General features: G+C 53.7%; 20 protein-coding genes and 2 pseudogenes. 10 read left to right on the forward strand and 12 right to left on the reverse strand.

Annotated elements, in window-relative coordinates; genetic code table 11:
• The 4 genes and pseudogenes from KWG64_RS07085 to fhuE form a co-directional block, all read right to left on the reverse strand.
• Nucleotides 1-82 (reverse strand): annotated as a pseudogene (locus tag KWG64_RS07085) (IS200/IS605 family transposase); the annotation flags it as partial.
• A 196-nt stretch (nucleotides 83-278) separates the two neighbouring features.
• Nucleotides 279-539 (reverse strand): helix-turn-helix transcriptional regulator, encoded by a 261-nt coding sequence (locus tag KWG64_RS07090; RefSeq protein ID WP_218521395.1) that lies wholly within the window; start codon nucleotides 537-539, stop codon nucleotides 279-281.
• A 445-nt stretch (nucleotides 540-984) separates the two neighbouring features.
• Nucleotides 985-1,329, reverse strand: coding sequence for a nitrous oxide-stimulated promoter family protein (locus KWG64_RS07100; RefSeq protein WP_218521397.1), 345 nt, complete (start codon nucleotides 1,327-1,329; stop codon nucleotides 985-987).
• A 150-nt stretch (nucleotides 1,330-1,479) separates the two neighbouring features.
• Nucleotides 1,480-3,678, reverse strand: a complete 2,199-nt coding sequence (fhuE, locus tag KWG64_RS07105) for a ferric-rhodotorulic acid/ferric-coprogen receptor FhuE (protein WP_218521398.1) — start codon at nucleotides 3,676-3,678, stop codon at nucleotides 1,480-1,482.
• Nucleotides 3,679-4,089: 411 nt separating this feature from the next.
• Between fhuE and KWG64_RS07110 the strand changes: the two genes are divergently transcribed.
• Nucleotides 4,090-5,733: a methyl-accepting chemotaxis protein gene (locus KWG64_RS07110; protein WP_218521399.1), complete on the forward strand. Its 1,644-nt coding sequence runs from the start codon at nucleotides 4,090-4,092 to the stop codon at nucleotides 5,731-5,733.
• Nucleotides 5,734-5,752: 19 nt separating this feature from the next.
• Complete coding sequence (locus KWG64_RS07115; RefSeq protein WP_255562108.1) at nucleotides 5,753-7,084, forward strand: sugar ABC transporter substrate-binding protein; 1,332 nt, start codon at nucleotides 5,753-5,755, stop codon at nucleotides 7,082-7,084.
• 62 nt (nucleotides 7,085-7,146) lie between these two features.
• Here the strand turns inward: KWG64_RS07115 and KWG64_RS07120 are convergent, their stop codons facing one another.
• Nucleotides 7,147-8,538 carry an aldehyde dehydrogenase family protein gene (locus tag KWG64_RS07120; protein WP_218521400.1) on the reverse strand — a complete coding sequence of 464 codons (1,392 nt, stop codon included), beginning with the start codon at nucleotides 8,536-8,538 and terminating at the stop codon, nucleotides 7,147-7,149.
• A 100-nt stretch (nucleotides 8,539-8,638) separates the two neighbouring features.
• On the opposite strand from KWG64_RS07120, the gene KWG64_RS07125 reads away from it, so the two are divergent.
• Both KWG64_RS07125 and KWG64_RS07130 read left to right on the forward strand, forming a co-directional pair.
• On the forward strand, nucleotides 8,639-9,523 hold the full coding sequence (locus tag KWG64_RS07125) for a LysR family transcriptional regulator (RefSeq protein ID WP_218521401.1): 885 nt from the start codon (nucleotides 8,639-8,641) through the stop codon (nucleotides 9,521-9,523).
• A 536-nt stretch (nucleotides 9,524-10,059) separates the two neighbouring features.
• Nucleotides 10,060-10,467, forward strand: a complete 408-nt coding sequence (locus KWG64_RS07130; RefSeq protein WP_152326686.1) for an H-NS family nucleoid-associated regulatory protein — start codon at nucleotides 10,060-10,062, stop codon at nucleotides 10,465-10,467.
• A gap of 107 nt (nucleotides 10,468-10,574) precedes the next feature.
• Here the strand turns inward: KWG64_RS07130 and KWG64_RS07135 are convergent, their stop codons facing one another.
• Nucleotides 10,575-11,123, reverse strand: a complete 549-nt coding sequence (locus KWG64_RS07135; RefSeq protein WP_218521402.1) for an inclusion body family protein — start codon at nucleotides 11,121-11,123, stop codon at nucleotides 10,575-10,577.
• A 533-nt stretch (nucleotides 11,124-11,656) separates the two neighbouring features.
• Here KWG64_RS07135 and KWG64_RS07140 point away from each other — a divergent pair.
• The gene (locus KWG64_RS07140; RefSeq protein WP_218521403.1) at nucleotides 11,657-12,190 is read left to right on the forward strand and encodes a cytochrome b; all 534 of its coding nucleotides are present in this window, start codon (nucleotides 11,657-11,659) and stop codon (nucleotides 12,188-12,190) included.
• Nucleotides 12,191-12,533: 343 nt separating this feature from the next.
• On the opposite strand, the gene panE is transcribed toward KWG64_RS07140, so the two are convergent.
• On the reverse strand, nucleotides 12,534-13,451 hold the full coding sequence (gene panE, locus KWG64_RS07145) for a 2-dehydropantoate 2-reductase (protein ID WP_218521404.1): 918 nt from the start codon (nucleotides 13,449-13,451) through the stop codon (nucleotides 12,534-12,536).
• Between the two features lie 183 nt (nucleotides 13,452-13,634).
• On the opposite strand from panE, the pseudogene KWG64_RS07150 reads away from it, so the two are divergent.
• Nucleotides 13,635-14,396: pseudogene (locus KWG64_RS07150) on the forward strand (Fic family protein); the annotation flags it as partial.
• A 48-nt stretch (nucleotides 14,397-14,444) separates the two neighbouring features.
• Here the strand turns inward: KWG64_RS07150 and KWG64_RS07155 are convergent.
• The 4 genes from KWG64_RS07155 to rhaS (KWG64_RS07170) all read right to left on the reverse strand — a co-directional run bounded on the left by KWG64_RS07155 (nucleotide 14,445) and on the right by rhaS (KWG64_RS07170) (nucleotide 19,039).
• A complete protein-coding gene (locus KWG64_RS07155; protein ID WP_370628631.1) occupies nucleotides 14,445-15,410 on the reverse strand; it encodes an ABC transporter permease in 966 nt (321 codons plus the stop codon).
• A gap of 44 nt (nucleotides 15,411-15,454) precedes the next feature.
• Nucleotides 15,455-16,468, reverse strand: coding sequence for an ABC transporter permease (locus KWG64_RS07160; protein WP_218521406.1), 1,014 nt, complete (start codon nucleotides 16,466-16,468; stop codon nucleotides 15,455-15,457).
• The gene (locus KWG64_RS07165; RefSeq protein ID WP_218521407.1) at nucleotides 16,465-17,979 is read right to left on the reverse strand and encodes a sugar ABC transporter ATP-binding protein; all 1,515 of its coding nucleotides are present in this window, start codon (nucleotides 17,977-17,979) and stop codon (nucleotides 16,465-16,467) included. The genes KWG64_RS07160 and KWG64_RS07165 overlap by 4 nt, the downstream gene beginning before the upstream one ends.
• A gap of 67 nt (nucleotides 17,980-18,046) precedes the next feature.
• Nucleotides 18,047-19,039 carry a rhamnose ABC transporter substrate-binding protein gene (gene rhaS, locus KWG64_RS07170; RefSeq protein ID WP_218521408.1) on the reverse strand — a complete coding sequence of 331 codons (993 nt, stop codon included), beginning with the start codon at nucleotides 19,037-19,039 and terminating at the stop codon, nucleotides 18,047-18,049.
• Between the two features lie 400 nt (nucleotides 19,040-19,439).
• Here rhaS (KWG64_RS07170) and rhaS (KWG64_RS07175) point away from each other — a divergent pair, with 400 nt between their 5' ends.
• The 3 genes from rhaS (KWG64_RS07175) (at nucleotide 19,440) to KWG64_RS07185 (ending at nucleotide 23,238) form a co-directional block, all read left to right on the forward strand.
• Nucleotides 19,440-20,258, forward strand: coding sequence for an HTH-type transcriptional activator RhaS (gene rhaS / locus KWG64_RS07175; RefSeq protein WP_218521409.1), 819 nt, complete (start codon nucleotides 19,440-19,442; stop codon nucleotides 20,256-20,258).
• Nucleotides 20,259-20,496: 238 nt separating this feature from the next.
• A complete protein-coding gene (gene aldA, locus KWG64_RS07180) occupies nucleotides 20,497-21,936 on the forward strand; it encodes an aldehyde dehydrogenase (RefSeq protein ID WP_218521410.1) in 1,440 nt (479 codons plus the stop codon).
• Nucleotides 21,937-22,146: 210 nt separating this feature from the next.
• Entirely contained in the window at nucleotides 22,147-23,238 is a 1,092-nt protein-coding gene (locus KWG64_RS07185; protein ID WP_218521411.1) for a hypothetical protein, read from the forward strand.
• A 36-nt stretch (nucleotides 23,239-23,274) separates the two neighbouring features.
• Here the strand turns inward: KWG64_RS07185 and KWG64_RS07190 are convergent, their stop codons facing one another.
• Nucleotides 23,275-24,033, reverse strand: coding sequence for an alpha/beta hydrolase (locus KWG64_RS07190; protein ID WP_195813123.1), 759 nt, complete (start codon nucleotides 24,031-24,033; stop codon nucleotides 23,275-23,277).
• A gap of 753 nt (nucleotides 24,034-24,786) precedes the next feature.
• Here KWG64_RS07190 and pqqU point away from each other — a divergent pair.
• The gene (gene pqqU, locus KWG64_RS07195) at nucleotides 24,787-26,940 is read left to right on the forward strand and encodes a TonB-dependent receptor PqqU (RefSeq protein ID WP_218521412.1); all 2,154 of its coding nucleotides are present in this window, start codon (nucleotides 24,787-24,789) and stop codon (nucleotides 26,938-26,940) included.
• The last annotated feature ends 52 nt before the right edge of the window (nucleotides 26,941-26,992 follow it).

Below are 26,992 nucleotides of genomic sequence, written 5' to 3' on the forward strand. Positions count from 1 at the left end.
CCTTTCTTCGGTACTTCGGCGCAAAAACTATGTGATATTTACAGTTCCATCGCGTGTGCGCTAAGCTCTTTTCGTCCCTCATTGGGACCCCCTTTTGATTTCTTGTTGAACCTTTGCAGTTGCCAGACCGCAAACTGTTTTAACAAATCAAAAGGGGTTTTTATAACTGGCTCAAAGCTGAAAGCTTTACTGAACCCCCAGCCTAGCTGGGGGTTTTCTGTGCACAACAAATTAAAGGGCGCATTTCGCACCCTTAATCTTATTCTCTCAACCTGTTTTTAAATCCGGTTCGCCGCGCGTGGTGGTCGCTGCATCAGCTCATGGGTGGCAGGATGGTAATAGCGGCTCGGCCAGATGACGGACGGGGAAATACCCAGCGCCTGACCGATCAGGATTTCACCTTTCGGCCACGGTCTGGAAAGCGCATTTGAAAGCGTCGAAGAACTCAGACCGGCAGCGCGGGAAACGGCGGCAAGCGTGGTGCCTTTCTTGCGTAACGCAGCAATGATATCGGCCTGATGCCAGTCCTGATTATTCATGACGGTTTGCTCCTGTGCTGGCTTGCGCAGGAAACACGGTGCAGAAGGGCAGAAAAGTGGGGCTATGCGATAGTTTCATTGTCTTGCTCTCTGGTTTGTTAGTTTAACCACCGCCAGAGCTGCGAAACTCTTAATGGTGGTAGCTCAGACAAGGTTCGCAGTACCGGTACAAACCAGAAACCCGGCCAACCCGAGGGTTGCCCTGCCTGAGCCACCATTGAATGTGCAAACACTAAAAGGGTGTTTGACAGGTACAAGGAAGCCCAACACATAATTATCACATATGTGTTTCTGGTTTAGTATTCAGGCTGCGAAACCCGGCTGCGGATTTTGCCGCAGCGGGCGCACTATAGCGTAATACAAAGAAGTAAACCAACAGGCTTAATGCGAAATTGAGGTTTGCTTTCCAGAGAAATCTCAAGCGTTGCAGTGAGTTACATCAGGCTCATTTCTTTGGCCGGTATTTCTCCGGAAGCTCCGGCACGGGGCGGCGATCGTCGATCAGATGGCGGATTGTCAAAACCGGATGACGCCACAGCATACGCGGCCCAGCCCAGCGCATGATTTGCTTCATCTCTTCGCGTTTTGCGGGCTGATAGCAGTGAACCGGGCACTGTTTGCAGGCCGGTTTCTCCTCGCCAAATACACATTTATCCAGCCGTTTATCGGCATAGGCATTCAGCGTCTGATAGTACGCGGCGTCTTCCTGTGCCTGCGGGCAGGCGTGCTGATAAAGGTAGATCATTTTGCGGATAGTGAGTTTTTCGCGGGCGATGCGTTTGCCGGACATAGACGTAACCTGAAAGTTAAGGTGTATTAATAATACCTGTTCAAGATTTCCCCGCAGATGACCTGACTCAATAATTCAGTTCATGAATGCTTTCAGGAAAAAAGAAAGCCGCAGGCACGATACCTGCGGCAGAACGTTCATCGGGTCAAATCAGAACGCGTAAGAAAGGCTGACGGAATAACTGCGCGGCTGGCCGTAAACGGCGTAATCGCTCAGCCATGAGTAATAGCTGCGGTCAAAGAGGTTATCGATATTCGCCTGCACCGCGAGCTGACGCGTGACCTGATAACGGGTGAACAAATTAACCAGCGGAATGCTGCCCTGATACACGCGCACTGTGTTGCCGTCTGGCCCGGTGGCATCCTGGAAGGTCCGGTTTTGCCAGTTCACGCCACCGCCGACGGTGAGATCCGGCATCCACGGCAACTGATAGCGGCTGAACAGTTTGAGCTGCGTCTGCGGCATATTGCTGTTGAGACGCCCGCCGGTGTTATCCCGCGCAACATAGCGCGTGGCGCCGAAAGTCATTTGCAGGTTGTCAGTCACTGCGCCGTTAATCTCGAATTCAGCCCCTTTGCTGACCGTGCCCTGCGCGGCGTAGTAGGCCTGTTCGCTGGTGTCATTGACGAAGTTGTCGCCGTCGGCTTCTGCGACATTATCCTGTTCGATGCGGAAAACGGCGAACGTGGCGGTCAGGCGGTCGTTCATCCAGCTGGATTTCAGGCCGGTTTCGTAGTTTTTCCCGGTGGCTGGTGCCAGATAATGGCCGTCGCGGGTGCGGTAGGTTTGCGGCTGGAAGATGGAGGTATAACTGGCGTAAGCCGACCAGGTATCGTCGATGTCGTAAACCAGGCCGCCGTAAGGCGTGAGGTTATTTTTACTCATGTTGCCGCTGCTGCCGGCGGTGCTCCACTGCGTATAACGCGCGCCGATAATCAGTGAGAGCGGGTCGGCCAGCGAGAACCGGGTCGCCAGATAACCCGCTTTCTGGCGCACCACATCGTCGGCGTTCAGATACCAGTCGTCCCATTCCGGTTCCGCGACGTCGCCGTTCCAGTTGTTGAAACTGCCCATGGTGCCGCTGTCGATCGGGCCGTTGGCGCTGTATGTCGAGTTGTGCTGACGGCTGTAACTGACGCCCGCGACCATTTCATGCTGGCGGCCAAAGAGCTGGAAAGGACCGCTGGCGTAGGTATCCACCGAGTCCAGTTTGCGCGTTCCGCGGTCTTTACTGCCGAATCCGGAAATCCCTTCGCCCGTTGTCGCGTCCGGGAAGTCTTCGATATACAGCAGTTTATCGTCGAATTTCTGTTCGCCGTGCGTGCCGTTGACGCGGAATGTCCAGCCGTTATCGAAATCATGTTTCACGTTGGCGAAGACTTTGCGCGATTGTGTGTTGTAGTGCGTCCAGTCTGCGGAAGTGTTGGTGCTGCGGTCGAAATGCGTGCGTGCGCCGTTGCTGTACCAGGTCGGCAGCCCGCCCCACGTCGGATTGCCGGTATTATTTTCCTGATAATCGTAGCCGAGCGATACCGTGGTGTTATCCGTCACGTCGGCATCGACCACGCCATAAATGAATTTCTTGGTTTTATGGTAACGGTCGAGCCAGCTGTCCTGATCCTGATAACCGGCCACGACGCGGCCGCGCACCGAGCCTTCTTCGTTGAGCGGGCCGGAAACGTCGAGCACGTAACGCTGTTTATTCCAGCTGCCGTAGCTGGCGCTGATATTGCCGGTGAATTCTTTGCTGTCCGCCTGTTTGCGCACCATATTGACGGACGCCGCCGGATTACCGGCACCGGTCATCAGCCCGGTTGCGCCGCGAACGACTTCGATACGGTCATAAATGGCGGTGTCTTCGGCGGCATCGCCAAAGTTCCAGGTATCGCTGACGGAAGAAGGAATGCCGTCGTAGGTGTAATTATTGATGTAGAAACCGCGTGAGAAATAGGAAACGCGTTCGCTGTCGATCACTTCCGTCGAGATGCCGGTGGTGTTATCCATCACGTCGCCCACCGATTGCAGGTTTTGATCCTGCATGCGCTGTTTGGTGATCACGCTGACGGACTGGGGCACGTCTCGCGGCGTCAGCAACATTTTTGTGCCCGCGCGCGTGGTTTTGACGTTGTAATCCTGTGACTCATCGGCGGTTCCGCCCGTCGTTCCTTCCACAACCATATTCTCATCGGCGGCGGGCGCAGCGGACGAGGTGCTGGTGGCGGCTGCGGCGTGAGCAGCGGAAGAAGCCGTCATGACCAGGATCGCCAGTGCCGACAATGAGGTTGAAAGCTTACTTTTGTTCTCCGGCGCAGACGTTTCCGCGCCGTAATCCCTGCCACTGAAAGACATAATGTATCCCGTAAAAACCACATTAATAGAAAGCGCCGCCGCTTCTTTTCATTGTCTTTAAACAGGATCATCTGACCGCAGCCATCAGCCTGAATCGCAAATTTTAAGAAGCGCACGCAATGAGAATGTGAATAGTAATCATTTGTGTTTTATTCGTCTCAAAATCTTTTGTCGTCGTAAAGTAACAAAATATGTTTGCGTCTTTCCGGCAGCATAAATCCCTGATTAAACGTAAACCGTTGCCATCTAAAATCGCCAAAGTCGTCATTGCGGCGCGGACACAGGCGACTGAAATAACTGACTAAACATTCTTCAACGACTGCCGATAAACCGTGCAAAGGGCGATCACCCATTTGCCATGCGATGCTGACGCCTTCCTGTTGGATTACCGCTGTTATCAGAGGAATTGATATGGGATTTACCATCAAGAGCCGGTTGATTGGCATCGTGGGATTGTTATGCGTTCTGCTGACTGTCGCCGCCGTCTGGGCTATTTTGGGGTTGCGCGCCGCCGATCAGCGGGCGATTTCGACCTACCGCACCGAGTTATTACCGTTACAGCATTCAGCAAAATTATACCGTCTGGCACAGATGCAATCGGCGACGCTGTTTGAATCGCTGCGCTACTGGACCGATCCGGCAGAAGTCGATCAGCGTGTCGCGCAGATTGATGCTTACGGCAGGCAAATTGCCACCGAGCGCAAGGCGTATGAAGCCACGTTTGCCGTGCCCGGCAGCGAAAAACTCCGTACCACTTTTCTCGATGACCTGAACGGTTATCAGGCCGCCATCAGCAATGCTGCAAAACTGGTCGCCGGAGGCAATCCGTCCGGTGCGCTGGTCATTATCGAAACGCGTCTGAAAAATGGCAGTCAGGCATTGCAGCAGGATATCGACGGGCTGGATAACCTGATGCGAAGCCATGCCGAAAACAATTACGCCACCAGTTCAGCGGCTTACGCCACGATGCGCAACAGCATGGCGGCAATCCTGGCCGTCGGTTTACTGGTCGCCGGGATTGCGGGCTGGTTACTGGTGCGTTCGATTACCGGCGCAGTGCGTCGCGCACGTCGTCTGGCTGAGTCCATTTCCGAAGGCGGCCTGAATCACCGTCTGGGCGCAATCCCGAAAGATGAAATGGGCGAACTGATGCAGGCGCTGGCGAAAATGGACGCCCGTCTCAGCGGCATTGTGCGCGAAGTCGGGGAAAGCGCGCTGGCGCTGAGCAGCGCAGCCGGGCAAATGGCCGACGGCAACAATGATTTGTCCTCGCGCACGCACGCGCAGGCCAGCTCGCTTGAACAAACGGCGGCGAGCATGGAACAGATGACCGCCACGGTGAAATTCAACGCCGACAATGCCGCGCAGGCCAGCGAACTGGCGCAGACCGTCCGCAAACAGGCGCAGCAGAGCAGCGGAATTCTGGACGATGCGGTGACCGCAATGCGCGACATCGAAGAATCCAGCAATAAAATTGCCGATATCAACCGTGTAATCGACGAAATTGCTTTCCAGACTAACCTGCTGGCGCTGAATGCGGCGGTGGAAGCCGCGCGTGCAGGCGAACAGGGGCGCGGTTTTGCGGTGGTCGCCTCAGAAGTGCGTCAGCTGGCACAACGTTCTGCCACGGCGGCGCAGGAAATCAAAACCCTGATCCAGACCAGCGTCAGCAAAGTCGATGCGGGCAGCAAACTGGTGCTGCGTTCCGGCGAAACGCTTCAGGAAATCAACGGCGGCATGGCGAAAATGGTGGAATACGTGGCTGACATCGCCGTCGCCAGCCGTCAGCAGTCCAGCGGTATCGATCAGGTCAACGTTGCCATCGTGCAGATGGATAGCGCGACGCAGCAAAATGCGGCGCTGGTGGAAGAGGCCAGCGCGGCCAGCCATACCGTGAACGAACACGCGGCACGGCTGGTTGAGAAAATGTCGTTCTTCCATCTTCGTCCGTCAGCACAGCTTGCGCCGGGTGCCGTGGAAGGCGTGCTGGAACCGCTGCCTGCGCTGAATTCGCCGGAAACAACGCCCCGTCAACCGCGTCTGGCGAATGCCTGAGCCGAAAAGGAGCACGAACATGTCAGGTCTCATGCTAGGTCTTTTTCAGCGACGGATCCTCAGTATTTTTCTGCCGCTGGCATTTTGCGCCAGCGCGCAGGCGCAAACCGTGGTCAAAATTGCCACCATCGCCAACGGTGACATGACGATCATGCAGCAGATGTCCGGTGAGTTTGAGAAATCACACCCGGACATCAGACTCGAATGGCACGTTATGGACGACGGCGAGCTGCGCAAACAGGTGCTCAGCGACATGAACAGCGGGCAGGCGAATTTCGATGTGATCACCGTCGGCACGTATGAAGCGCCACTGTGGGGCAAAAAAGGCTGGCTGCAACCGCTCAACAATTTGCCCGCTGATTACAATGTTGATGATTTGCTCAAACCCATCCGTAGCGCGCTTTCCTGGCAGGGCACGCTGTATGCCTTGCCGTTTTACGGCGAAAGCAGCATGACGTATTACCGCAAAGATCTGTTCGCGAAAAAAAATCTGACCATGCCGAAAAATCCGAGCTGGGATGAAGTGAAAGCTTTTGCGGCGCAGCTGACCGATAAATCACAAGGCGTTTACGGCCTGTGCCTGCGCGGGCTGGCGGGGTGGGGCGACAACGTGGCATTTATCACCACGATGGCCAATGCCTATGGCGCGGAATGGTTTGATGAAAACTGGCATCCGCGTCTCGACAGCGACGAGTGGCGTGCGGTGCTCACCGATTACGTGCAGATGATGCATGATTACGGCCCGCCGGATGCGAAATCCAACAGCTTTGGTCAGAACCTGAAACTGTTTGCGCAGGGCAAATGCGCGATGTGGATCGACAGCACCGTCGCCGCCGGAATGGTGATTAACCCGCAGATTTCGCCTGTCGCCGACAGCGCCGGTTTTGCACCCGCGCCGACGGCACTTTCCAGCAACGGGTCGCACTGGCTTTGGGCATGGGCGCTGGCCGTTCCGCAGCGCGCCAGCCACAAAGACGAAGCGCAGCAATTCATCACCTGGGCCACGTCGCAGGCGTATATTCAGGACGTCGCGAAAACCGTGGGCTGGGGCGCTATTCCACCGGGCAGCCGCTATTCTTCTTACGCGCAGGTGAATTACCAGAAACTCGCGCCTTACGCAGACGGTGTAAAACAGGCGGTGGAAACCGCGACGCCGGAACAGCCGACGTTATATCCCGTGCCGTATCAGGGCGTGCAGTACGTGAGTATTCCGGGCTTTGATCAGATGGGGGATGCGGTCGGGCGGAATATTTCGGATTTGATGGAAGGCAAGAAAACGCTGGATGAAACGCTGAGCGCCAATCAGCAGGTGGTCACCACAATTTACGCCGCGACGTCGCAGGGGAATTAAATGCAAAGAATCACAGGATGATGAAATCCTGTGATTCTTATTTTAACCACCGGCTTCAGTGATTACTTGCGGTCAGTCCAGACCGTCTGCACGTTGCAGAATTCACGCAGGCCGAAGTGCGACAGCTCGCGGCCATAGCCACTTTTCTTCACGCCGCCAAACGCCACGCGCGGATCCGATGCGCTGTATCCGTTGATGAACACGCCGCCGGTTTCAAGCTCTGCGGTCATCTGCTTTGCACGTTCTGCATCAGCGGTGAAAATCGTGGCGCTCAGGCCAAAATCACTGTCATTGGCCAGCTCGACCGCGTGGTCTGCGTCACGGGCAACCGTAATCGCTGCGACCGGCCCGAACAGTTCCTGACGAAATGCCGTCATTTCCGGTGTAACGTTGCCGAGAATAGTCGGTGCGTAAAAGTTACCGTTTCCGGCAATTTTCTCACCGCCCAGCAGCAACGTCGCGCCTTCGGACAGGCTGTCCTGAACCTGTTGATCCAGCTCATCGCGTAAATCGAAACGGGCCATCGGGCCGATATAAGTGTCGTCATCCAGCGGATTTCCTACGACCAGCGCCTGGGTAGCCGCCACAAATTTCGCAGTAAACGTGTCGACAACGCCTTCTTCAATGATCAGACGTTTTGCTGCGGCGCAAACCTGCCCGGTGTTCTGATAACGTCCGGCGACGGCGGCTTTCACCGCTTCGTCGAGACTGGCATCGTTCAGAACGATAAACGGATCAGACCCGCCAAGTTCCAGCACGCATTTTTTAACCTGTTTGCCTGCCAGTTCCGCAATCGCCGCACCGGCACGCACGCTGCCGGTGACCGTTACCGCCACCACGCGTGGATCGGCAATCAGTGTGGCAACGGCCGGTGTGCCGACATTGATCACGCCAAACGCACCCGCCGGGAAACCGGCTTTCAGCACGGCCTGTTTCACCCGATATGTGGTGCCCATGACGCTCGGCGCAGGTTTGAGCAGGAACGTATTCCCCGCCAGCAAGGCCGGAACCGCGCCGCGCAGGATCTGCCAGACCGGGAAGTTCCACGGCATAATCGCCAGAATCATGCCGGAAGGGCGGTAATGAATGTGCGCCTCGCCGTTATCGACCAGAGTCGGTTCCGGTGCCAGCATCGCCGGGCCATTTTCGGCATACCATTCGCACAAACCGGCGGATTTCTCCACTTCGGCGCGCGCCTGTTTCACCGGTTTGCCCATCTCAAGAGAAATACTGCGGGCGATGTCTTCGCTGGCCTCGCGCAGTGCGGCTGCCAGGCGGATCAGAAGGGCCGCGCGTTCATTGACGTCTGTTTTGCGCCACTGTTTAAATGCAGAAAAGCCCTGCGCAACGGCGGCTTCAAGTGCCAGATCGGTGTCGTACGCATAATCTGCGATGCGTTCGCCGTTAAACGGATTGACTGAGATTGCATGTGTGTTCGAAGTTGCTGTCGTCATTTCGGTGTCCTCGTTAAACCTGTGCGTTAAGAATAGAGGCTTGCACGATTTAATAAAAATGAATAAAAATAAGCAAACCGTTCACTTTTTGAGAAAGCCAATGAACCTGTCCCAGCTTGAGATGTTCCGCGCCGTGGCCGAAACCGGCAGTATCAGCGCCGCCGCGCAGCGCGTTCACCGCGTGCCGTCGAACCTGACGACGCGCATCAAACAGCTTGAATCTGAACTGGGCGTGGAGCTGTTTATCCGCGAAAACCAGCGTTTGCGGCTTTCTCCTGCGGGCCGGAATTTTCTCAGCTACAACAACCGCATTCTGGATTTAGTCGAAGAAGCGCGCGTGTCGGTGTCCGGCACTGAGCCGCAGGGAATTTTCTCGCTCGGCGCGCTGGAGAGCACGGCGGCGGTGCGCATTCCGGCATTACTGGCGCGCTATCATCAGGAATTTGGCAAAGTTGAACTGGCGCTGAGCACCGGTCCTTCCGGCGAACTGCTGGATAAACTGGTGGAAGGTGAACTGGAAGCGACGTTTGTCGACGGGCCGGTTTTGCATCCGGTACTCGACGGGATCCCGGTTTATCAGGAAGAAATGGTGATTGTGGCACCGCTCAATCACGCGGCGGTGACGCGGGGGAAAGAGGTTAACGGCGAAATTATCTATGCGTTTCGCTCGAACTGTTCCTATCGCCGGCATTTCGAAAGCTGGTTTGCCGATGATGGTGCCGCGCCGGGAAAAATCTACGAGATGGAGTCATATCACGGAATGCTGGCATGTGTGATTGCGGGCGGCGGCCTGGCGCTGATGCCGCGCAGTATGCTGCAAAGTATGCCAGGTAGCACGACGGTCAGCGTCTGGCCGCTGGCAGATAACTACCGCTTTCTGACGACGTGGCTAATCTGGCGCCGGGGAATGCTGACGCGCAATCTGTCTGAATTCATCGGGATGGCGAAAGTCGCTGCGGTCAGCCTTCAACCGTCTGTAAAATAACCTGCCAGTCGAGCGCCAGCTTGAGTAACACGCAGGCCGCGCAGACAAAAAAAATGGTTTTGAACATAATATGAGGGAAACCCTGTTTGTGACCGAAGTCACAGTCTAAGGCGAAAATTGTTAAATCGCGCCATATTTCTTGTGCAGGAAATGCGTTCAGACGGGGAAAAATCGGATAATTCTATCAAAACGCTATTTTCCCCGTGGCGGTTCGCACGAAAAGAAAAGAACTTGTGTCAATCGTACATAATAGCAACATCGGTTATTCACGCTGCGATACTATTAAGAAGATGCCTAAATTTAGGTTAATAATTCGCAACCTATTTCAAGAGGCTAAAGCGGAAAGTGGATAATTTTATTTATTCTCAGACGGCAAGCCCTTATAAAAATAGCGTATTAACATTCAATGAAACTAAACGGCAGGCAAAGGAATTGTGTAATCGGTTGTAATATTATCCTGACGCAATTGATATCATTATTTGTTTGTGTAGAATCAGTGTCACTAATTTAATGATACCCCCTAAAGTGAGCACATCATGGACAACGCGTTAAACGTTTTGAATAATATCCGTACACTTCGGGCTCAGGCTCGCGAAACCCCATTAAGCACTCTGGAAGAAATTCTGGAAAAACTGACCGCTATTGTTGAAGAATCCCGCGAGAACGTGAAAGCACGCAGCGCGCAACAACAAGAACGTGATGAGAAATTACTGAAATACCGCGAAATGCTGGCAAATGACGGCATCGCAATTGATGACCTGCTGGGCCATCAGGCGGCGAAAGAAACCACCAAAGCAAAACGCAAGCCGCGCCCTGCGCTGTATGAGTACACCGACACCGACGGTTCCAAAAAAACCTGGACCGGCCAGGGTCGTACTCCTTCAGCTATCAAAGCCGCTCTGGATAAAGGCGCTGCGCTGGAAAGCTTCCTGATCGCGCGTTAATCGTTTCTCCGTTTTACTGATGTGCTCTGATTGCATGCGCTGTTAAACCAGCGCATGCAATCAGTTGTTAACATCGACGTTCTTATGACACTAAGAAATTACCGATATCAGTTGTTGACTGTAATTGTCGGATCCCAGCTGAAATAGCCAAACAACTCTTCCGCGCCACCACTAGGTCGATAATAGAGAGCAAACTGAACCATGTAATGTTCAGTACCTGTATTACTAATATCCGCCTGAATAAACCAGTAAGATTGTGGTGTGAATGCCACAGGAAAAATGGTGTTCTGCGATGGCAACATCGAACTCTTCGTATACATCTTAAATGTCGGGTTCGTAAATACCTGAGTACCAGTGCCAAACTGTGGCAAACCATATACCAGCACGCTGGAGTCAAAGTTGTTTGACTCAGAAGTACCAGTCCAGCGAATAACGTCGCCCACGTTTGCGGAGAGATTCAAATCAGCAGTACCAGTACCGCTAATTGCGGAAGGGGTTGTCACCACCATATAGGAATACTGGTGACCAATGCCTGTTGGATTCGCAGAGTTCTGGCTGGGACTCTTGCCTTTATAATCACTAATGATGGAATCAGTATCGATGACGACCAGAACGTTGAGGATATTATTACTGGAGTTCAGTTGAAGATCAGACATAGGTAAGCCTCACGATTGATTGCTGTGAATAGTTTAAATAACTACAAATGTTTTTTGCCCCCACGCGAATGTCTGAAAGCGTCTCCCGAAAGAGCGCTAAAAGATAAAATAAATTTATGCAATGAGTGGCAGGAATAAGCGTAGTGCAGAGCTGAATCGGGCACCATGAGCATCATATTTTGGAAGGGCGCTAAAACATCACCGCTAACCATCTGAAACAGATGGTTTATTTTTTCCGCCACTCCGTTCAAAGCGCCGCATTTTTTAACGCTAACTCCTTGTTCGATAATGCCCAATACATAAGTAAATTTGAATTTTATTCGATTGCGCCTAAATAGGATTAACTGCTGTAAATTCCTTTTAAATAATTTTAAATACCGGCTGACGATCTATAAAAGGCAGAGATACTGAAAAACCAGAGATTTTCAGCGGCTGTCTTTGACACTTTCATGACAACACAAAGCTGACGTCTCTTAATGTACTCTTAAGTCTCAACAAGTAAGGTAACGGTAACTTTGTTTACCGGAACTTCTATGCGTACCCGATATTCTTATCCGCAAATTGTGCTGCACTGGCTGGTGTTTGTTTTGGTCGTTCTGACCTATGCCACGATGGATATAAAAGACGCGTTCGCCAAAGGTTCACTGGTACGAGAACTATTAACGCTTACGCATTACAGCCTGGGATTTTGCGTATTATTTCTGATGTGCGTACGCCTTTTTGTTCGCGCGATGTACGTCACACCCGCCATTAAACCCGCTCCGCCGCGCTGGCAACATTGTTTGTCGGCCATCACGCATGGCTTTGTTTATCTGATGTTTATTGGTTTACCGGTTCTGGGCATTTTGTCGCAATATTTTGGCGGCCATGACTGGACGATGTTTAACATCAGAATGCCTAAAAGCTATCTGGCCGATCTGCCATTACAAAAACAGTTAAAAACCCTGCACGAATGGCTGGCGAATGCCGGATATTATCTGAACGGATTGCACGCTTTCGCTGCCCTCTGGCACCATTACCGCCGCCGCGATAATACGTTGATACGCATGTTGCCGGGGAAGAATTAGCGGGCAATAAAAAAGAGGATCCGGAAGAATAAAATTTCCCGCGGTGGATTTTTTATTGGATATCACGTCAGGCGGTTTTATTGAAATAACCTGTTTGATTTATACAAGTGACTGAATTTATGGCTCAACTTAACTCAAATTAAAGCCATGAAAGATATGCCAGAAAAATGAGTTCGCGCGATTTGTAGCCGGCTGCGTGAATCTGAGTTGATCACCTCCCCGCAGGTCGCCTGTTTGGTGTCAGGCCGCTAACCGAAGCACCACAAAATTCCCGCCTTTTGGCGGGTTTTTTGTTTTTATCGTTTGAAGCTTCTCTGGCCTTCAGATTTGGCAGAATCAGACATTATTCGCGGATCTTCTGATACACACACAAATGCGTATACGCAGCCTGTAAAAGCGGAATGCTGATCCCCACACGCGTTGCGCGTTCGACTAAATCACCAATAATCTGGTCGGCCTCGATAGGATATCCCTGCGTCATATCGCGATACATCGACGACGTTTGAGGCGAATTTTTGTCGGTCACCGCTTCCCTGACTTTCGCCACCGCCGTCGCGCGTTCCGCGTAGCCAAAGGCTTTCATGGTCGTTAACGCTTCGCTCACGATGGCCTGCGCAAACTCCGTTCCGCCCGGCGCAGAGGCGACCTGACCGATGTTGCCGCGCATGGTGCAGGTGATGGCACCGAAGCTTGAAAGCAGCAGCCACTTCTCCCACAGATCGCTGATGATGGTTTCCGAAAGGATGGCATCGATACCGGCGCTCTGAAATGCCTGATCGACTTTGAGAATACGTTCGGTTTTCTCGCCGGAGAGCTCGCCATAGATAATCTGGTGCAGTGGTGTCATCTGGTGGATATGGCCGTCGGCATCCAGCGTGGCGTTGATTTTGCACAGTCCGCCAATCAGCGCGTGTTCACCAAACCGCTGGCTGAGCGTTTCCATATGCTTCATACCATTGAGCACCGGCATGACCAGCGTATTTTCGCCAACGACCGGTGCGATATCCTTGATGGCTGCTTCCAGCCCGAAACTTTTCACCGTCAGCAGTATCAGATCATAAGGGCCGGTCAGCTGAGAAGCCTGTACCACGGCGGGTTGCAGGTGAAAATCACCGTGCGGGCTGTGAACTGTCAGTCCGTCTTTCTGCACCGCCAGCGCGCGCTTCTCGCGCAGTAAAAATGTCACATCCTGCCCGGCCTGAGCCAGTCGCGCACCAAAATATCCGCCCGTCGCACCCGCGCCTACCACTAAAATCCGCATATGTTTTCCCCATTGTTTCAAGACATTCAGAAACCAAGCTGTGGGTTTAAACTACGGGAGTCATAGCCTTTTAATCAAGAGGTGGCGGCACAAAGGATTCAGTGGCTGGAGAGAAAAGAAGAATTTTTGATGATTTTGTCGCGTGATACTATTACGCATCACTATTTCTAAAAGGAGCACTGAATGGCAGGTTATCAGCCACCGTACAGTATTACACCTGCCATTCTGAACCGGGTCGTTGAGGTTGGGGAATTACTCGGGCGCTGGGCCGCGCATGCGGAACAATCATCGGTGCTGCTGCGAAAAGAAAACCGCATACGGACCATTCAGGCTTCACTGGCGATTGAACATAACAGCCTGTCCACCCAACAGGTGACGGCTATTATGGAAGGCAAGCGCGTGCTCGCGCCGCAAAAAGATATTCAGGAAGTTCGTAACGCGATCCTGACTTACGAACAGCTACCCATGTGGAAAAGCTATGTTCTCGACGATGTCCTGAAAGCTCACCGGCTGATGATGACCGGCCTGGTGGATGCACCGGGTCACCTGCGTAGTGGTGATGTCGGGGTTTATCGCGATAATCAGCTGATTCATATGGCGCCGCCGGTCGGGCAGCTTCCGCGCCTGATGGCCGATTTGCTGAACTGGCTGAAGGAGACCGAGATTCATCCGCTGATTGCCAGCTGCATTTTTCATTACGAATTTGAATTCATCCATCCGTTTGCGGACGGCAACGGAAGAATGGGGCGGTTGTGGCAAACGCTGATCCTGAGCCAGTGGCGTCCTGAACTCGCCTGGCTGCCGGTTGAAACCCTGATCCATAATCAGCAACAGGATTATTACCGTGTATTGGGTGAATGCGATCGCGCCAGTGACTGCACGGCATTTATTGCATTTATGCTGGAAAAACTGGTTGAAGCATTACGCGAAGGCATTGAAACCCAACTCTCCCCCCACAATCCCCGCCCGTAAGCGGGAATTGCAGGCCAGACGCTATTTCCCCCGCGCTGCCATAATCCTCCGATAGAGCACCGGCAGCGAAATCACCACAATCAGCATCGCGCCGACGATGACTGACATCACGATCCCCGGCACGTTGAGCAGGCTGAGGCCGAAGGTCAGCAGGCCCATCAGGAAGGCGGCAATAATGACGCCCGTCATGCTGCCTGAACCGCCCAGCACGCTGACGCCGCCGAGCACTACCATCGTAATCACGCTCAGTTCCCAGCCGAGTGCCAGCGTCGGGCGCGTACTGCCGAGCCGTGACGTCAGCAGAACCGCCGCCAGCCCGGACATCACGCCGACCAGCACAAACAGCGTCAGGTTGTGGCGCTTCACGTTAATGCCGGAATACCAGGCCGCCACCGGATTATTGCCGATGGCGTAGGTACGGCGGCCAAAATTGGTTTTGTGCAGCAGGAAGTAAAAGACGGCGCCCAGCACCAGAAATAACGCGAACTCAAACGACAGCGGCCCCCAGACATAACCCTGTCCGAACCACGCAAAGCTGGCCGGATATTTATTCAGTGACTGATCGCCGAGCAGCACATACGTGATGCCACGGAACAGGCTCATGGTCCCGATGGTGATCACAATCGATGAGAGATTCAGGCGTGTCACCAGCAGCCCGTTAATCAGCCCGCACAATAATCCCACGCTCAGCCCGACGCCCACCAGAGCCGGTGTCGGCAGCCCGGCCTGCGCGCAGAATCCCATTATGGTGGAACTCAGTGCCATCGTTGAGGCGACGGATAAATCGATTTCACGGGCGATAATCAGCATCGCCATCGGCAGGACAATAATGGCCTTTTCCGTGAAATTGAACGTGGCGTCCGACAGATTCCAGATATTGAGGAAGTACGGCGAGGCGAGGGCGTTCACCACGAACACCAGCAGCGTCACCCCCAGCAAAAAAACCTCCCAGCACATCAGGCGGCGGAAGAACGGTGTTACGGCCATCGGCACACTTTCCCGTGCAGGCGTGCGCGAAGTTAAGGTCTTATTCATGATCTGGCCTCTGATTCAGGTCCTGATGCGTGGACGGAAGGATAATGGCGTAAAATCAGTCTTCCTTTACGTTTATTGCCGCGTTCGTTGAGGATCACCGCGATGACAATCACCGCGCCAGAAATGGCCATCTGCCAGAACGGCGACACTTCAATCACCGGCAGGGCGTTATTGATGACGCCGAGGAACAGCGCGCCGAGCAGGCAGCCGACCACTGAACCGATGCCGCCCATGGTGCTGATCCCGCCGATGACGCAGGCGGCGACAATCTGCAATTCAAAGCCGTTGGCGACGTCCACGTAGGCGACGGCAAAACGTGAAATCCACAGATATCCACAGAAACCCGCCAGAGCGCCGGAAAGGCAGAAGCTGATGAACTGCATTTTGCCCGCGTTGATGCCGGTGTAATACGCCGCCGTGGCATTGCCGCCTGCGGTATACAACGCGCGGCCTGTGCGGCTGTAGCGCAGGAAATACGCCACCAGAATCAGCGCGGCAATCGCGCACCAGCCGAGCAGCGGCAGGCCAAGAAACGGTGCGCGCGGCAGGCTGAGGAAATCAGGGCTCATCTGATGGGCGTTAATCCAGCCGCCGTTCGAGAGCAGGAAAATAATCCCGCGATAAATACTCATGGTGCCCAGCGTCACCACAATCGGCGGAATCCCCACTTTCCACACCAGCAGGCCATTAATTGCACCCATAATCAGGCCGAGAACCGTCGCCAGCACGACCAGCGACCACACCGGAATGTCAGGGTGATGGAAGTTGATCAGCGCAACAATCATGCCGGTGAGCGCCAGATTGGCGGCCATCGACAAATCAATACCTTTAGTCAGCAGCACCATCATCTGGCCGAGCGCGAGAATGATCAGAATCGAGGTGTCGTTGAACATCTCAAGCAGGTTTCCGGCGCCGATAAACTCCGGTGAGCGCGCGCCGACGCCGAGCACCATCAGGACAATCACCACCGCCAGCAACAGCTCACGGTACTTGAGTAAATTCTTGATCATGCCGCCTCCTCGCCCGCGCCGCTGGCGGCACTGACAATCATTTCGGCGGTCGCGTCACCCGCGTTGAATTCCGCCACCATCAGCCCTTCGTGCATCACAATAATCCTGTCCGCCATGCCCATAACTTCCGGCAATTCGGAAGACACCATAATCACCGCCAGCCCGCGTCCGACCAGCTCGGACATAAACTGGTGCACCGCTGCTTTCGAACCGATATCAATCCCTTTGGTCGGTTCATCGAGAATGATGATGTCCGGCTGCGTCGCCAGCCATTTTGCGATCACCACTTTTTGCTGATTACCCCCGGAGAGCGTGCCCACCGGCTGTTTCCAGCTCGAGGCTTTCACCTGCAACCGGCGCGCATAATCGTCAGCCAGCGCCCACTCTTTTTTATCATTGAGCACGCCGCGCGGGTTGAGCTGGCTGAGCTGCGGCAGGCTGATGTTCTGGCTGATCGGCAAATCGATAATCGCGCCCTGTTTCTGGCGCTCTTCCGGCACGTACACAATGCCCGCGCGGATGGCCTGAGAAGGGCGGGTGAAATGATGTTCTTTGCCATGGATCAGAATCTTGCCGCCGCCCGGTTGTGTCACGCCAAACAGCGCCTGCATCAGCTCGGTTCGTCCCGCGCCAACCAGCCCGTAGAATCCGAGAATTTCGCCCTTGCGCAGTGAGAAACTGATGCCAGAAAATTCGGTCGGATGGCTGAGATTCTGCACCTGTAACACCGTTTCACCCGGTTCGCAGTTCACTTTCGGATACGCCTGGCTGACTTCGCGCCCGACCATCATCTTGACCATCTGCGGCTCGCTGATATCACAGATTTTGCCGGAGCCGACATAACTGCCGTCGCGCAGCACCGTGTAGTAATCGGAAATCGCGAAAATCTCGTCGAACTTGTGCGAGATAAACAGGATGGCTTTTCCTTCATGTTTCAGGCGTTCGACAATCTGATAAAACTCCACGATTTCATGCTGCGACAGCGCCGCCGTCGGTTCGTCGAGGATCACCACCTGCGCATCAAACGACAGCGCGCGGGCAATCGCCACCATATGGCGCTGCGCGATGCTCAGTTCTTTCAAAATGGCATGCGGATCGATGTTCACTTCCAGACGTGTCAGAATATCGCGCGCCTGCTGATGCATCGCCGGCCAGTTCAGGCGCTTAAAAATCCCGCCGTAAACGTAGTGGCCGACGAAGATATTTTCGGTCACGGAAAGTTCGTCAAACAGCACGGTTTCCTGATGGATGGCGGTAATACCGACTTTGTGCGCGGATTCCGGATTGGGCAGTTTTATCGGAATCGCTTTATAGCGCAGCTCGCCTTCTTCCGGCTGATAAATGCCGGTCATGACTTTCACCAGCGTGGATTTACCCGCGCCGTTTTCGCCAATCAGGGCCGTCACTTTTCCCGGATACAAATCCACATGCACGTTATTCAGCGCCCTGACACCCGGAAAGACCTTGCTGATGCCCTGTAATGACAAAAGCGGAGTCGTGGAATCTGTCATTTCGTTTCCCCTGTCTGGCTAAGCACAACAAAACGGCTCACCGCAAAACGATAAGCCGCCGTCAGGATCAGAATAATTTCGAAAATTTGTCGATGTTGCTGGCGTCATAAACAAACGGTTCAGCCATCGCGCCGCTGCCGTCCGCGTCCAGTTTCACTTTGCCTAAACGCCCCATGCTGGCTTCGGTTTTGGTGGCGGTGCCTTTGACCAGATCGTCGGCCAGATAGGTTGCCGCGTAGCCAAGATCAATCGGGTTCCAGATGGCAAAACTCTTGGTCGCGCCGGATTTCACCGCGCCCGCCATTTCAGACGGCAGACCGAGGCCGGTGACGTAAACTTTGCCGATTTTGCCCTGATCTTTCACCGCCTGTGCGGCGGCCACAATCCCGACCGAAGACGGGGAAATAATGACTTTCAGATCCGGATAAGATTTCAATAAGCCGATAGTTTCGCGATAACTTTTATCTGACAGATCATCGCCATATGCCACAGTCACCAGATTGACGGAAGGATACTTTGGCAGCACCTTTTTCATCTCGGCAATCCACAGATTCTGGTTGGTCGAGGTCGGTGTGGCGCTCAGTATCGCGACATCCCCTTTTTCGACATTCAGCGCTTTCAGTGCATCGGCGGCCAGTTTGACGTTGGTTTCGCCAATCAGCGCATTGTTGGACGGATTCAGGTGGATCTGACGGCCCTCTTTGGCGACGCCGGAATCCCAGGACACCACTTTAATGCCGCGCTGCATGGCTTTTTTCAGCACAGGCACCAGCGCGTCCGGGTCATTGGCGGAAACCGCAATCGCATCAACGCCCTGTGCAATCAGGCCGTTCAGCACTTCAATCTGCGCTTCGGCGGTGGTAGTGGTCGGGCCGGTGTAAATCACTTTCACATCGCCCAGCTCTTTCGCTGCCTGCTGCGCGCCAACGTTTGCCGCTTCAAAGAAACCGTTGCCCAGTGACTTTGCCACCAGCGCAATTTTCACTTCTGCCGTTGCCGCGCCTGCCAGCAGGATGCTGCTCGCGATCAGGGTGAGGCTCAGTACGTGTTTTAATTTCATTGTTTGTACTCCGCATAAGTCTGCATAAAGTTTAACGACCCAAAATTGCCGACGCGCCAGGCGCATGATCACGACTCTAGGAGGTTGCTGAGGATCTGACCTTTCCGCGAGTGCCAGTTCTGCGCTAACTATGGCAAAGCTGCAAAGGTTTAAGAGAACAACCTCACAAATTGATAACAATCTTGTGTAGACCCACGGAAATGCCCCGAAAAAAACCGATTTCGGGCCGGGAAAAACCGCACTGAAAGAGGGCGTAAACCAGCGTCATACGCCGGATTGCGCAAGATTGTGCCGGGAAAGAAAGGTTTTGTTCAAAAGCGGCTGGCAGATCACAATTTCAGCCCGATGGCGGCGTGAGTGACGACTAAGATATTACGATAATGTTAATAAGGAGTCGGAAATGACCGTGTTACGCAGTAGTGATTATTTCCCTTCAGGAAATTTCCCGGTCGCCATTGAACCCCGTTTCCCGCAGGAAACTTTTCCTGAGCATCATCACCAGGATTTCAACGAAATTGTGCTGGTCGAGCAGGGCACCGGGACGCACGTTTTTAATGACCATCCGCTGATCCTCAGCGCAGGCAGCGTCTGCTTTGTGCGTCACTGCGACCACCATCTTTACGAAGATACCGACAATCTGCATCTGACCAACGTTCTGTACCGTGGCCCGAATGCGTTTCGTTTCCTCAATGGCGTCAGCGATTTATTGCCGCAGGAAGTGGATGGCATTTATCCGGCGCACTGGCGTATCAGCCCGAATCTGGTGACGCAGGCCAAAACGCTCATCGACCTGCTGGCGCGCAAAACCGTCAGCCAGACGCCGGAATCGCAGGCTCAGCAGGAGCTGTATTTTATGCAGCTTTTATTGCTGCTGCGTCAGGGCAGTCGTGATGTTGGTTATCGCGGGCAGGGTGGCGACCTGAATAATTTGCTGGACTGGATGAACGAGCATTATGACGAAGAGATCAACTGGCCGGTGCTGGCGGAACAATTCTCCATGTCCCTGCGCACGCTGCATCGCCAGATGAAACAGCAAACCGGCTGCACGCCGCTCAATTACCTCAACCGCCTGCGCCTGCTCAATGCGCGCAACATGCTGCGTTTCAGCGACAGCTCGATAACGGACATCGCCCATCAGTGCGGTTTCTGCGACAGCAATTATTTCTCAACTCTCTTTAAGCGCGAATTTGGGTATGCGCCCCGCCACGTCCGCCAGTAAATACCCTTCATATTTCGAGCTACAATTTTGGGTATTACGAAGGAAAATACTCAATTTGCAAAAATGTTATGTCGGGCAGACCGACCATGACATTTTTGCCATTTCTCAAAACGAACTGGCAATCACGGAAAGGTAAAAACGTCACGGATAGAACAGGCTGTTAGAACTTTACAAAAAAGAGCTTATTTTTTAACAACTCGTTCATCATCCCTCTATCCGTTCTTTGGAGATTTCTGACATGGCCACAGTTCAAAAACGTATGTACATCAACGGCGAATTCGTTGAAAACACCGGCGGCAAGTGGATTGACGTGGTCAATCCGGCCACAGAACAGGTGATTTCGCAGATCCCTGAAGGCTCTGCCGAAGACGCGAAAAAAGCCATTGATGCTGCCGAAGCTGCGCAGCCGGGCTGGGAAGCCTTGCCCGCGGTAGAACGGGGTGTATGGCTGCACAAAATCGCCGCCGGGATCCGCGAACGTGAAGCCGAACTGACCGAAACCATTATTGCGGAAGGCGGCAAAACCTACGGCCTGGCGCAAACCGAAGTGCTGTTTACCGCCGATTATCTCGATTACATGGCCGAATGGGCGCGCCGCTACGAAGGCGAAATCATTCAGAGTGACCGGCCAAACGAAAACATCTTTGTGTTCCGCAAAGCCATCGGCGTGACTACCGGCATTCTGCCGTGGAACTTTCCGTTCTTCCTGATTGCGCGCAAAGCCGCACCGGCGCTGATCACCGGCAATACCATCGTGATTAAACCGAGTGAAATCACACCGAATAACGCGGTGATTTTCGCTGAAATTATCCACAAAATCGGCCTGCCAAAAGGCGTGCTGAACATTGTGACCGGCTACGGGCCAACCGTTGGACAGGAACTGGCCGCCAACCCGAAAGTCGGAATGGTCAGCCTGACCGGCAGCGTCGCCGCCGGTATCGCCACCATGACCGCCGCCGCGCAGAACGTGACGAAAGTGTCGCTGGAGCTGGGCGGTAAAGCCCCGGCCATCGTGATGGACGACGCGGATTTGGATCTGGCGGTCAAAGCCATCGTCAGTTCACGCGTGATCAATACCGGGCAGGTGTGTAACTGTGCGGAACGTGTTTACGTGCAGGAAGGCGTGTACGACGAATTCATTTCGCGGATCAGCGAGGCGATGAAAAAAGTGACCTTCGGCAATACCGCCGAGCAAAAAGAGCTGGATATGGGGCCGCTCATCAGCGGTGCAGCGTTAAAACGCGTCGAGGACAAAGTGGCGAAAGCCGTTTCACAAGGCGCAAAAGTGCTGCTGGGCGGCAAACGTCACGGCGACAAAGGCTTCTTCTATCAGCCGACGGTGCTGGTGGATGTGAAACAGGACATGCCGATCATGCACGAAGAAGTGTTCGGCCCTGTGCTGCCGGTCGCGACATTCAAAACGCTGGAAGAAGCCATCGCGATGGCCAACGACAGCGAATACGGGCTGACGTCTTCGATCTACACCTCCAATATCAATACTGCGATGAAAGCGCTGAAACAGCTGAAGTTCGGGGAAACCTACATCAACCGCGAAAACTTCGAAGCGATGCAGGGCTTCCATGCGGGCTGGCGCAAATCCGGCGTCGGCGGCGCGGACGGCAAACACGGCTTGCAGGAATATCTGCAAACCCACGTCGCGTATCTGCAATTCCATTAATTTCCGCATGAAAACAGCCGGAGCCGGGGAAACCGGGTTCCGGCTTTTTTTATCTCATGAACTCTGCCATTAATCCCTCAAAATATCCGCTTAAAATAACTTCGATAAATAAAACAAATCCTATCTGATACAATGAGTAATTAGAATCTGATGCACCTAAGGTCTGCATCATGCGTGTCCTGAATACATCCTGCGAGCGAGCACGACAAAATGAGCGTGATACAGAGCCTTATCAAACAAGCATTTGGAACCGGAAACAGTAATGAAGCCGCGAGCTTTCTGGCGAGCGCCTGTAACCGGATGAAGGCGATGGACAAAACCACCATCGCCCGCGAGGTGGAAAGTGCGCTGAAAGGCGTCAGTTTCGGCCGCTCTGATGCAGATAAGGCAAAGGTCAAAACCGTTTTTAAAGACACCGCCGTCACGCTGGAAAGACTGGCCTCGCTGGAAAAACAGGTACGCAGTCTCACCAACGAACTTGCCGTTGCGCGCAATAAACCGGCCACCGTTAATTCTGCCAGTGGTAATACAGAAGAAATCGGGCGAATGAGGGATGAAGCATTTCGCCTGAATGCCCGGATTTCTGAGTTACAACGTCAGGCTGAAATTCAAAGGATCCAGCACGCGGATGAACTGGCGCTGCTCCGTTCACGTCAGCGCAACGCCGGGGCTTCGACCTCGGTTGAGCTGGATGCCGCCAATAAGCTGATAAGCTACACCGGCAGCCAGATGGCTGCGATGGCTGCCGCGCGCGATAAACTGCAACAGCGTTTAAATCAGATGGAAAGTGATACAGAACACCGCGTCGGCGAAGAAGAAAGTAAACGCCATGCCGCTAACCGTCGCGCCGATGGCAATTACGCGCTGCTCGAACAGCAAAAAGAACTCACTTCCGAGGCGAACCGGAAAATCACCCAATTGCGCGTCAGCCTTAAACGCGAAGAGTTTGAAGGGCAGTCGGCGAAAGAGAATCTGGTGAAATTGAAAAGGCTGCTGGCTGAACGGGATGACGAAAACGCCCGTTTAACCGAAGGTTTTCGCCAGAATGAAGAAGATTGCGAAAGGTTAGGCAACGCGCTGGAACGCACGCAGCAGGAGTTCGCGGCGTACAAAGCTAAAAAAGAACGTTTCAGCCGATGGATCCACATGCCCGGTGCCATGATGGGCATCGCCGTCTCGGCGGTCATACTCTATACCGGCGCCCAGCCGGGACATCTCTATGACAGCCTCGCCCCCGCCGCCTTCCTCGGCTGCGTGGTGTACGCGCTATCGCACATGATCGCGTACAGCCGAAAAGCATAACCTCCGTAAAAGCCGGTTCTCACCGGCTGATCAGGCTTATTTCACTGCGCCTTTCGCCGCCTGTTCGATCAGTGCGGCCACTTCTTTTGGATGTGACTCGTACACTGAATGGCTGGCGCCCGCGATTTCAACGGTGTGGCTGTGAGCGCGTTTGGCGTACATCCGTTCTAAATCCGGGTTAATGATCTTGTCGGACTTCGCGACCATGTACCAGCTTGGCTTCACCTTCCATGCCGGATCCGGGATGTTGGCGGTGAACACGCTGGCGGATGTCAGCATCTGTGCCTGCGCTTCGAATTCGGCTTGTTTAAGAGGTAAATCGGCGGCGAAGTCAGCCGGGAAATTCGCCGGGTTGATGTAAAGGAAACCGTCCGGCGTTTTGGCAAAAGGGTGCGCGGAGTTTGGGAATTTCTTGCCGTTTATCGCTTCGGTTTCGCCGTTATCCAGGGCATGCGCCGCGATATAAACCAGCCCCGCGACGTGCGGATCGTTACCCGCTTCCGTAATAATCGCGCCGCCATAGCTGTGACCGACCAGGATCGCCGGGCCGTCCTGCATATCTAAAATACGTTTGGTGGCGGCGACGTCTTCCGGGAACGACGTCAGCGGTTCCTGCACCAGCGTCACTTTATAGCCGTCATGCGTCAGGATGTCGTACACCGGACGCCAGCCCGAACCGCCGACAAATGCGCCATGAACCAGCACGATATTTTTGACCGGCGCGGCCAGTGCAGCCTGAGAACCGAACGCGGCTGCGGCGGCAACCAGTAATGTAGAAGCTAAACGTAAACGCATGGCATGACCTCTTTGCTTTAAATCAGAAGGAACATCGGATGTGTGATTCACTCTGAGCCTGCGGCTCTGACAGGCGGGTGACGGCTTCATGACAAAAACGTCATGTGTGAAAACGTTTTCCCCCAGCAAATCCGCGCGTCACCCGTCATCCGGTTCTATTTGTTTTGTAAAGGCAGGGCGTGGCCATATATCGGAACATTGCGCGTACGAAAATGCCGCGACTTATTCCCGCTTGCGCAAATCGTGGTCTATATTCATTCAGTAAGCGGAATTTTCTGAGGGAAATGAAACAGGATATTCCGAATTATGAGGCGCTGTCTGAACAGAATTTATCGTGTTCTCAGGCTATGCAGGTTTTTTATAAATTACTTTTTAATCAATGCCTTGAATTTACTGTAACCGCTACCATGAAAAATAATTAATAACCCCGTGGTTATCGGGTTAATTTTCATGTGAAACAAGCCGTTTATTTCATATGGGAGAAAAAACGCCACTGGTTGTATATACACGCAGGTTTTGCGCGGAGATTTAAAATGAGATTGGCCCTCAGATGTACTCTGCGTGCGGTATTTTGTTAAAAAGTTATATTTGTAAAGTTGCGTATGTACTAACAGGAAGAAAAAAACTATAGTGACGCCCTTCACCGCTCTCAATCAGATTGGTCGATTTGTGTCTACTTCTAATGTCTAAAATTGAGATGTGCGTCGTCTTTTTTGACTCAGCCTTTTAACTTAAAACAAAAGAACTCATAAAGTGAACGCCAAAACCTCTGCTTTTATCATCACGTTTTTATCAGTTTTGAACCCGGTTTCAGTCAGTTACGCACAGTCAGCGTCGGGCACTTCCGCGAAAGATTCTGACGATTCGTCAGATTCTTCTTCGCTGATGGTCATCAGGCGTGAAAGCACCGGCGGATTATCCGAGCTGGATACCCCTGCGGCAGTCAGCGTGATTGATGGTGACGATTTCAGAAACAGCAAAGCGCAGGTCAACCTGTCTGAAAGCCTCGGCAGCGTTCCGGGTTTACAGGTTCAGAACCGCCAGAACTACGCGCAGGATTTACAACTTTCCGTTCGCGGATTCGGCAGCCGTTCCATGTATGGCGTGCGTGGCGTGCGCATTTATGTTGATGGCATTCCGGCCACCATGCCAGACGGGCAGGGGCAGACGTCTAATATCGACCTGAACTCGGTCGACCGCGTGGAAGTGCTGCGCGGCCCGTATTCGGCGCTTTACGGCAACTCCTCCGGCGGCGTGGTGAACGTGGATACTCAAACCGGTTCCCAGCCCGCCAAACTTGAGGCCGGTACTTATTTCGGCAGTTACGGTTCTTTCCGTAACAGCGTAAAAGCCAGCGGCGCAACCGGCGACGGCACGCACGCGGGCGATGTGAATTATCTGATTTCCGGTTCGCGTTTCACCACCGACGGCTACCGCGACCACAGCGGTACGCAGAAAAATCTCGGTAACGGCAAACTGGGCGTGCGTATCGATGACGCCAGCACCCTGACGCTGATGTTTAACAGCGTGTCCGTGGATGCGAACGATCCGGGTGGGCTGACCGAATCCGAATGGCACGACAACCCGAAACAGGCGACCCGCGCCGATCAGTACAATGCGCGTAAATCGCTGGATCAGACGCAAGTCGGCCTGCGCTACCAGCGTCAGATGGGCGAGAACGACGAGTTCAGCCTGATGACCTATCACGGCGAACGCCATACAACGCAATACCAAACTATTCCTGCCGCGTCGCAGAAAAACCCGCTGAACGCAGGCGGTGTGATTGTGCTGGAGCGTAAATATTCCGGTGTGGATACCCGCTGGAAACATGACGATCAGATAGGTTCCGTGCCGTTCTCCGTCACCGGTGGCCTGGATTATGAAACCATGACCGAGCGTCGTTTCGGTTATGAGAACTTCGATTCTGATGGCGATCTTGGCGTGAAGGGCAATGAACGCCGTAACGAAAAGAACGTGATGTGGAACCTGGATCCGTATCTGCAAACCACGTGGAACCTGACGCCACGCTGGACGCTGGATGTCGGCGCGCGCTACAGCACCGTTAATTTCGATTCGACGGATTACTACATCACCGGCAGCAACCCGGATGACAGCGGTTCACGCCGTTATCACAAACTGTTGCCGATGGCGTCCCTTAACTTCGCGGTGACGCCAACGCTGAATACTTATGTCTCCGCGGGCCGTGGTTTTGAAACGCCGACCATTAACGAGCTTTCTTACCGCACTGACGGCAAGTCTGGCCTGAACCTGGATCTGCAACCGGCGACCAGCACAACGGTTGAAGTCGGCAGCAAATGGCGCGTCGGTAACGGTTTAGTGACGGCCGCCGTGTTCCAGACCGATACCGATGACGAGCTGATTGTTGCCGAAAGCGTCGGGGGCCGTTCGAGCTACATGAACGCCGGGAAAACCCGTCGTCGCGGGCTGGAGCTGTCATTAGATCAGCAGTTCGAAGAGAACTGGCGTTTGAAAATGGCCTGGACGTTGCTCGATGCGACATTCCGCAATGAAACCTGCGGCGCGGGCGACTGCACGCCAGCGGGTAACCGTCTGCCGGGGATCGCACGCAACATGGGCTACGCTTCGCTGGAATGGGCACCGGTTGATGGCTGGCACGCGGGCGCGGATGTCCGCTACATGAGCGATATCGAAGTCAATGATGAAAACAGCGAGCAGGCACCGGCCTATACCGTCGCCAGTGTGAGTGCGGGCTACCGCTTCAACTGGAGCAAAGTGACGCTCGACCTGTTCACCCGCGTCGATAACCTGTTCGACAAAAATTACGTCGGTTCCGTGATCGTCAACGAAGGCAATGGCCGCTATTTCGAGCCGGCACCTGGTAGGAACTACGGTGGCGGAGCTACGCTCTCTTATAGCTTCGAATAAGTTTTATGTTTTCAATCAGTCAAAGAAGTCCGTTTTAATTTTGTAAAAAAGT

This window comes from Rahnella sp. PD12R, from assembly GCF_019200965.1.
GTDB lineage: Bacteria > Pseudomonadota > Gammaproteobacteria > Enterobacterales > Enterobacteriaceae > Rahnella > Rahnella laticis.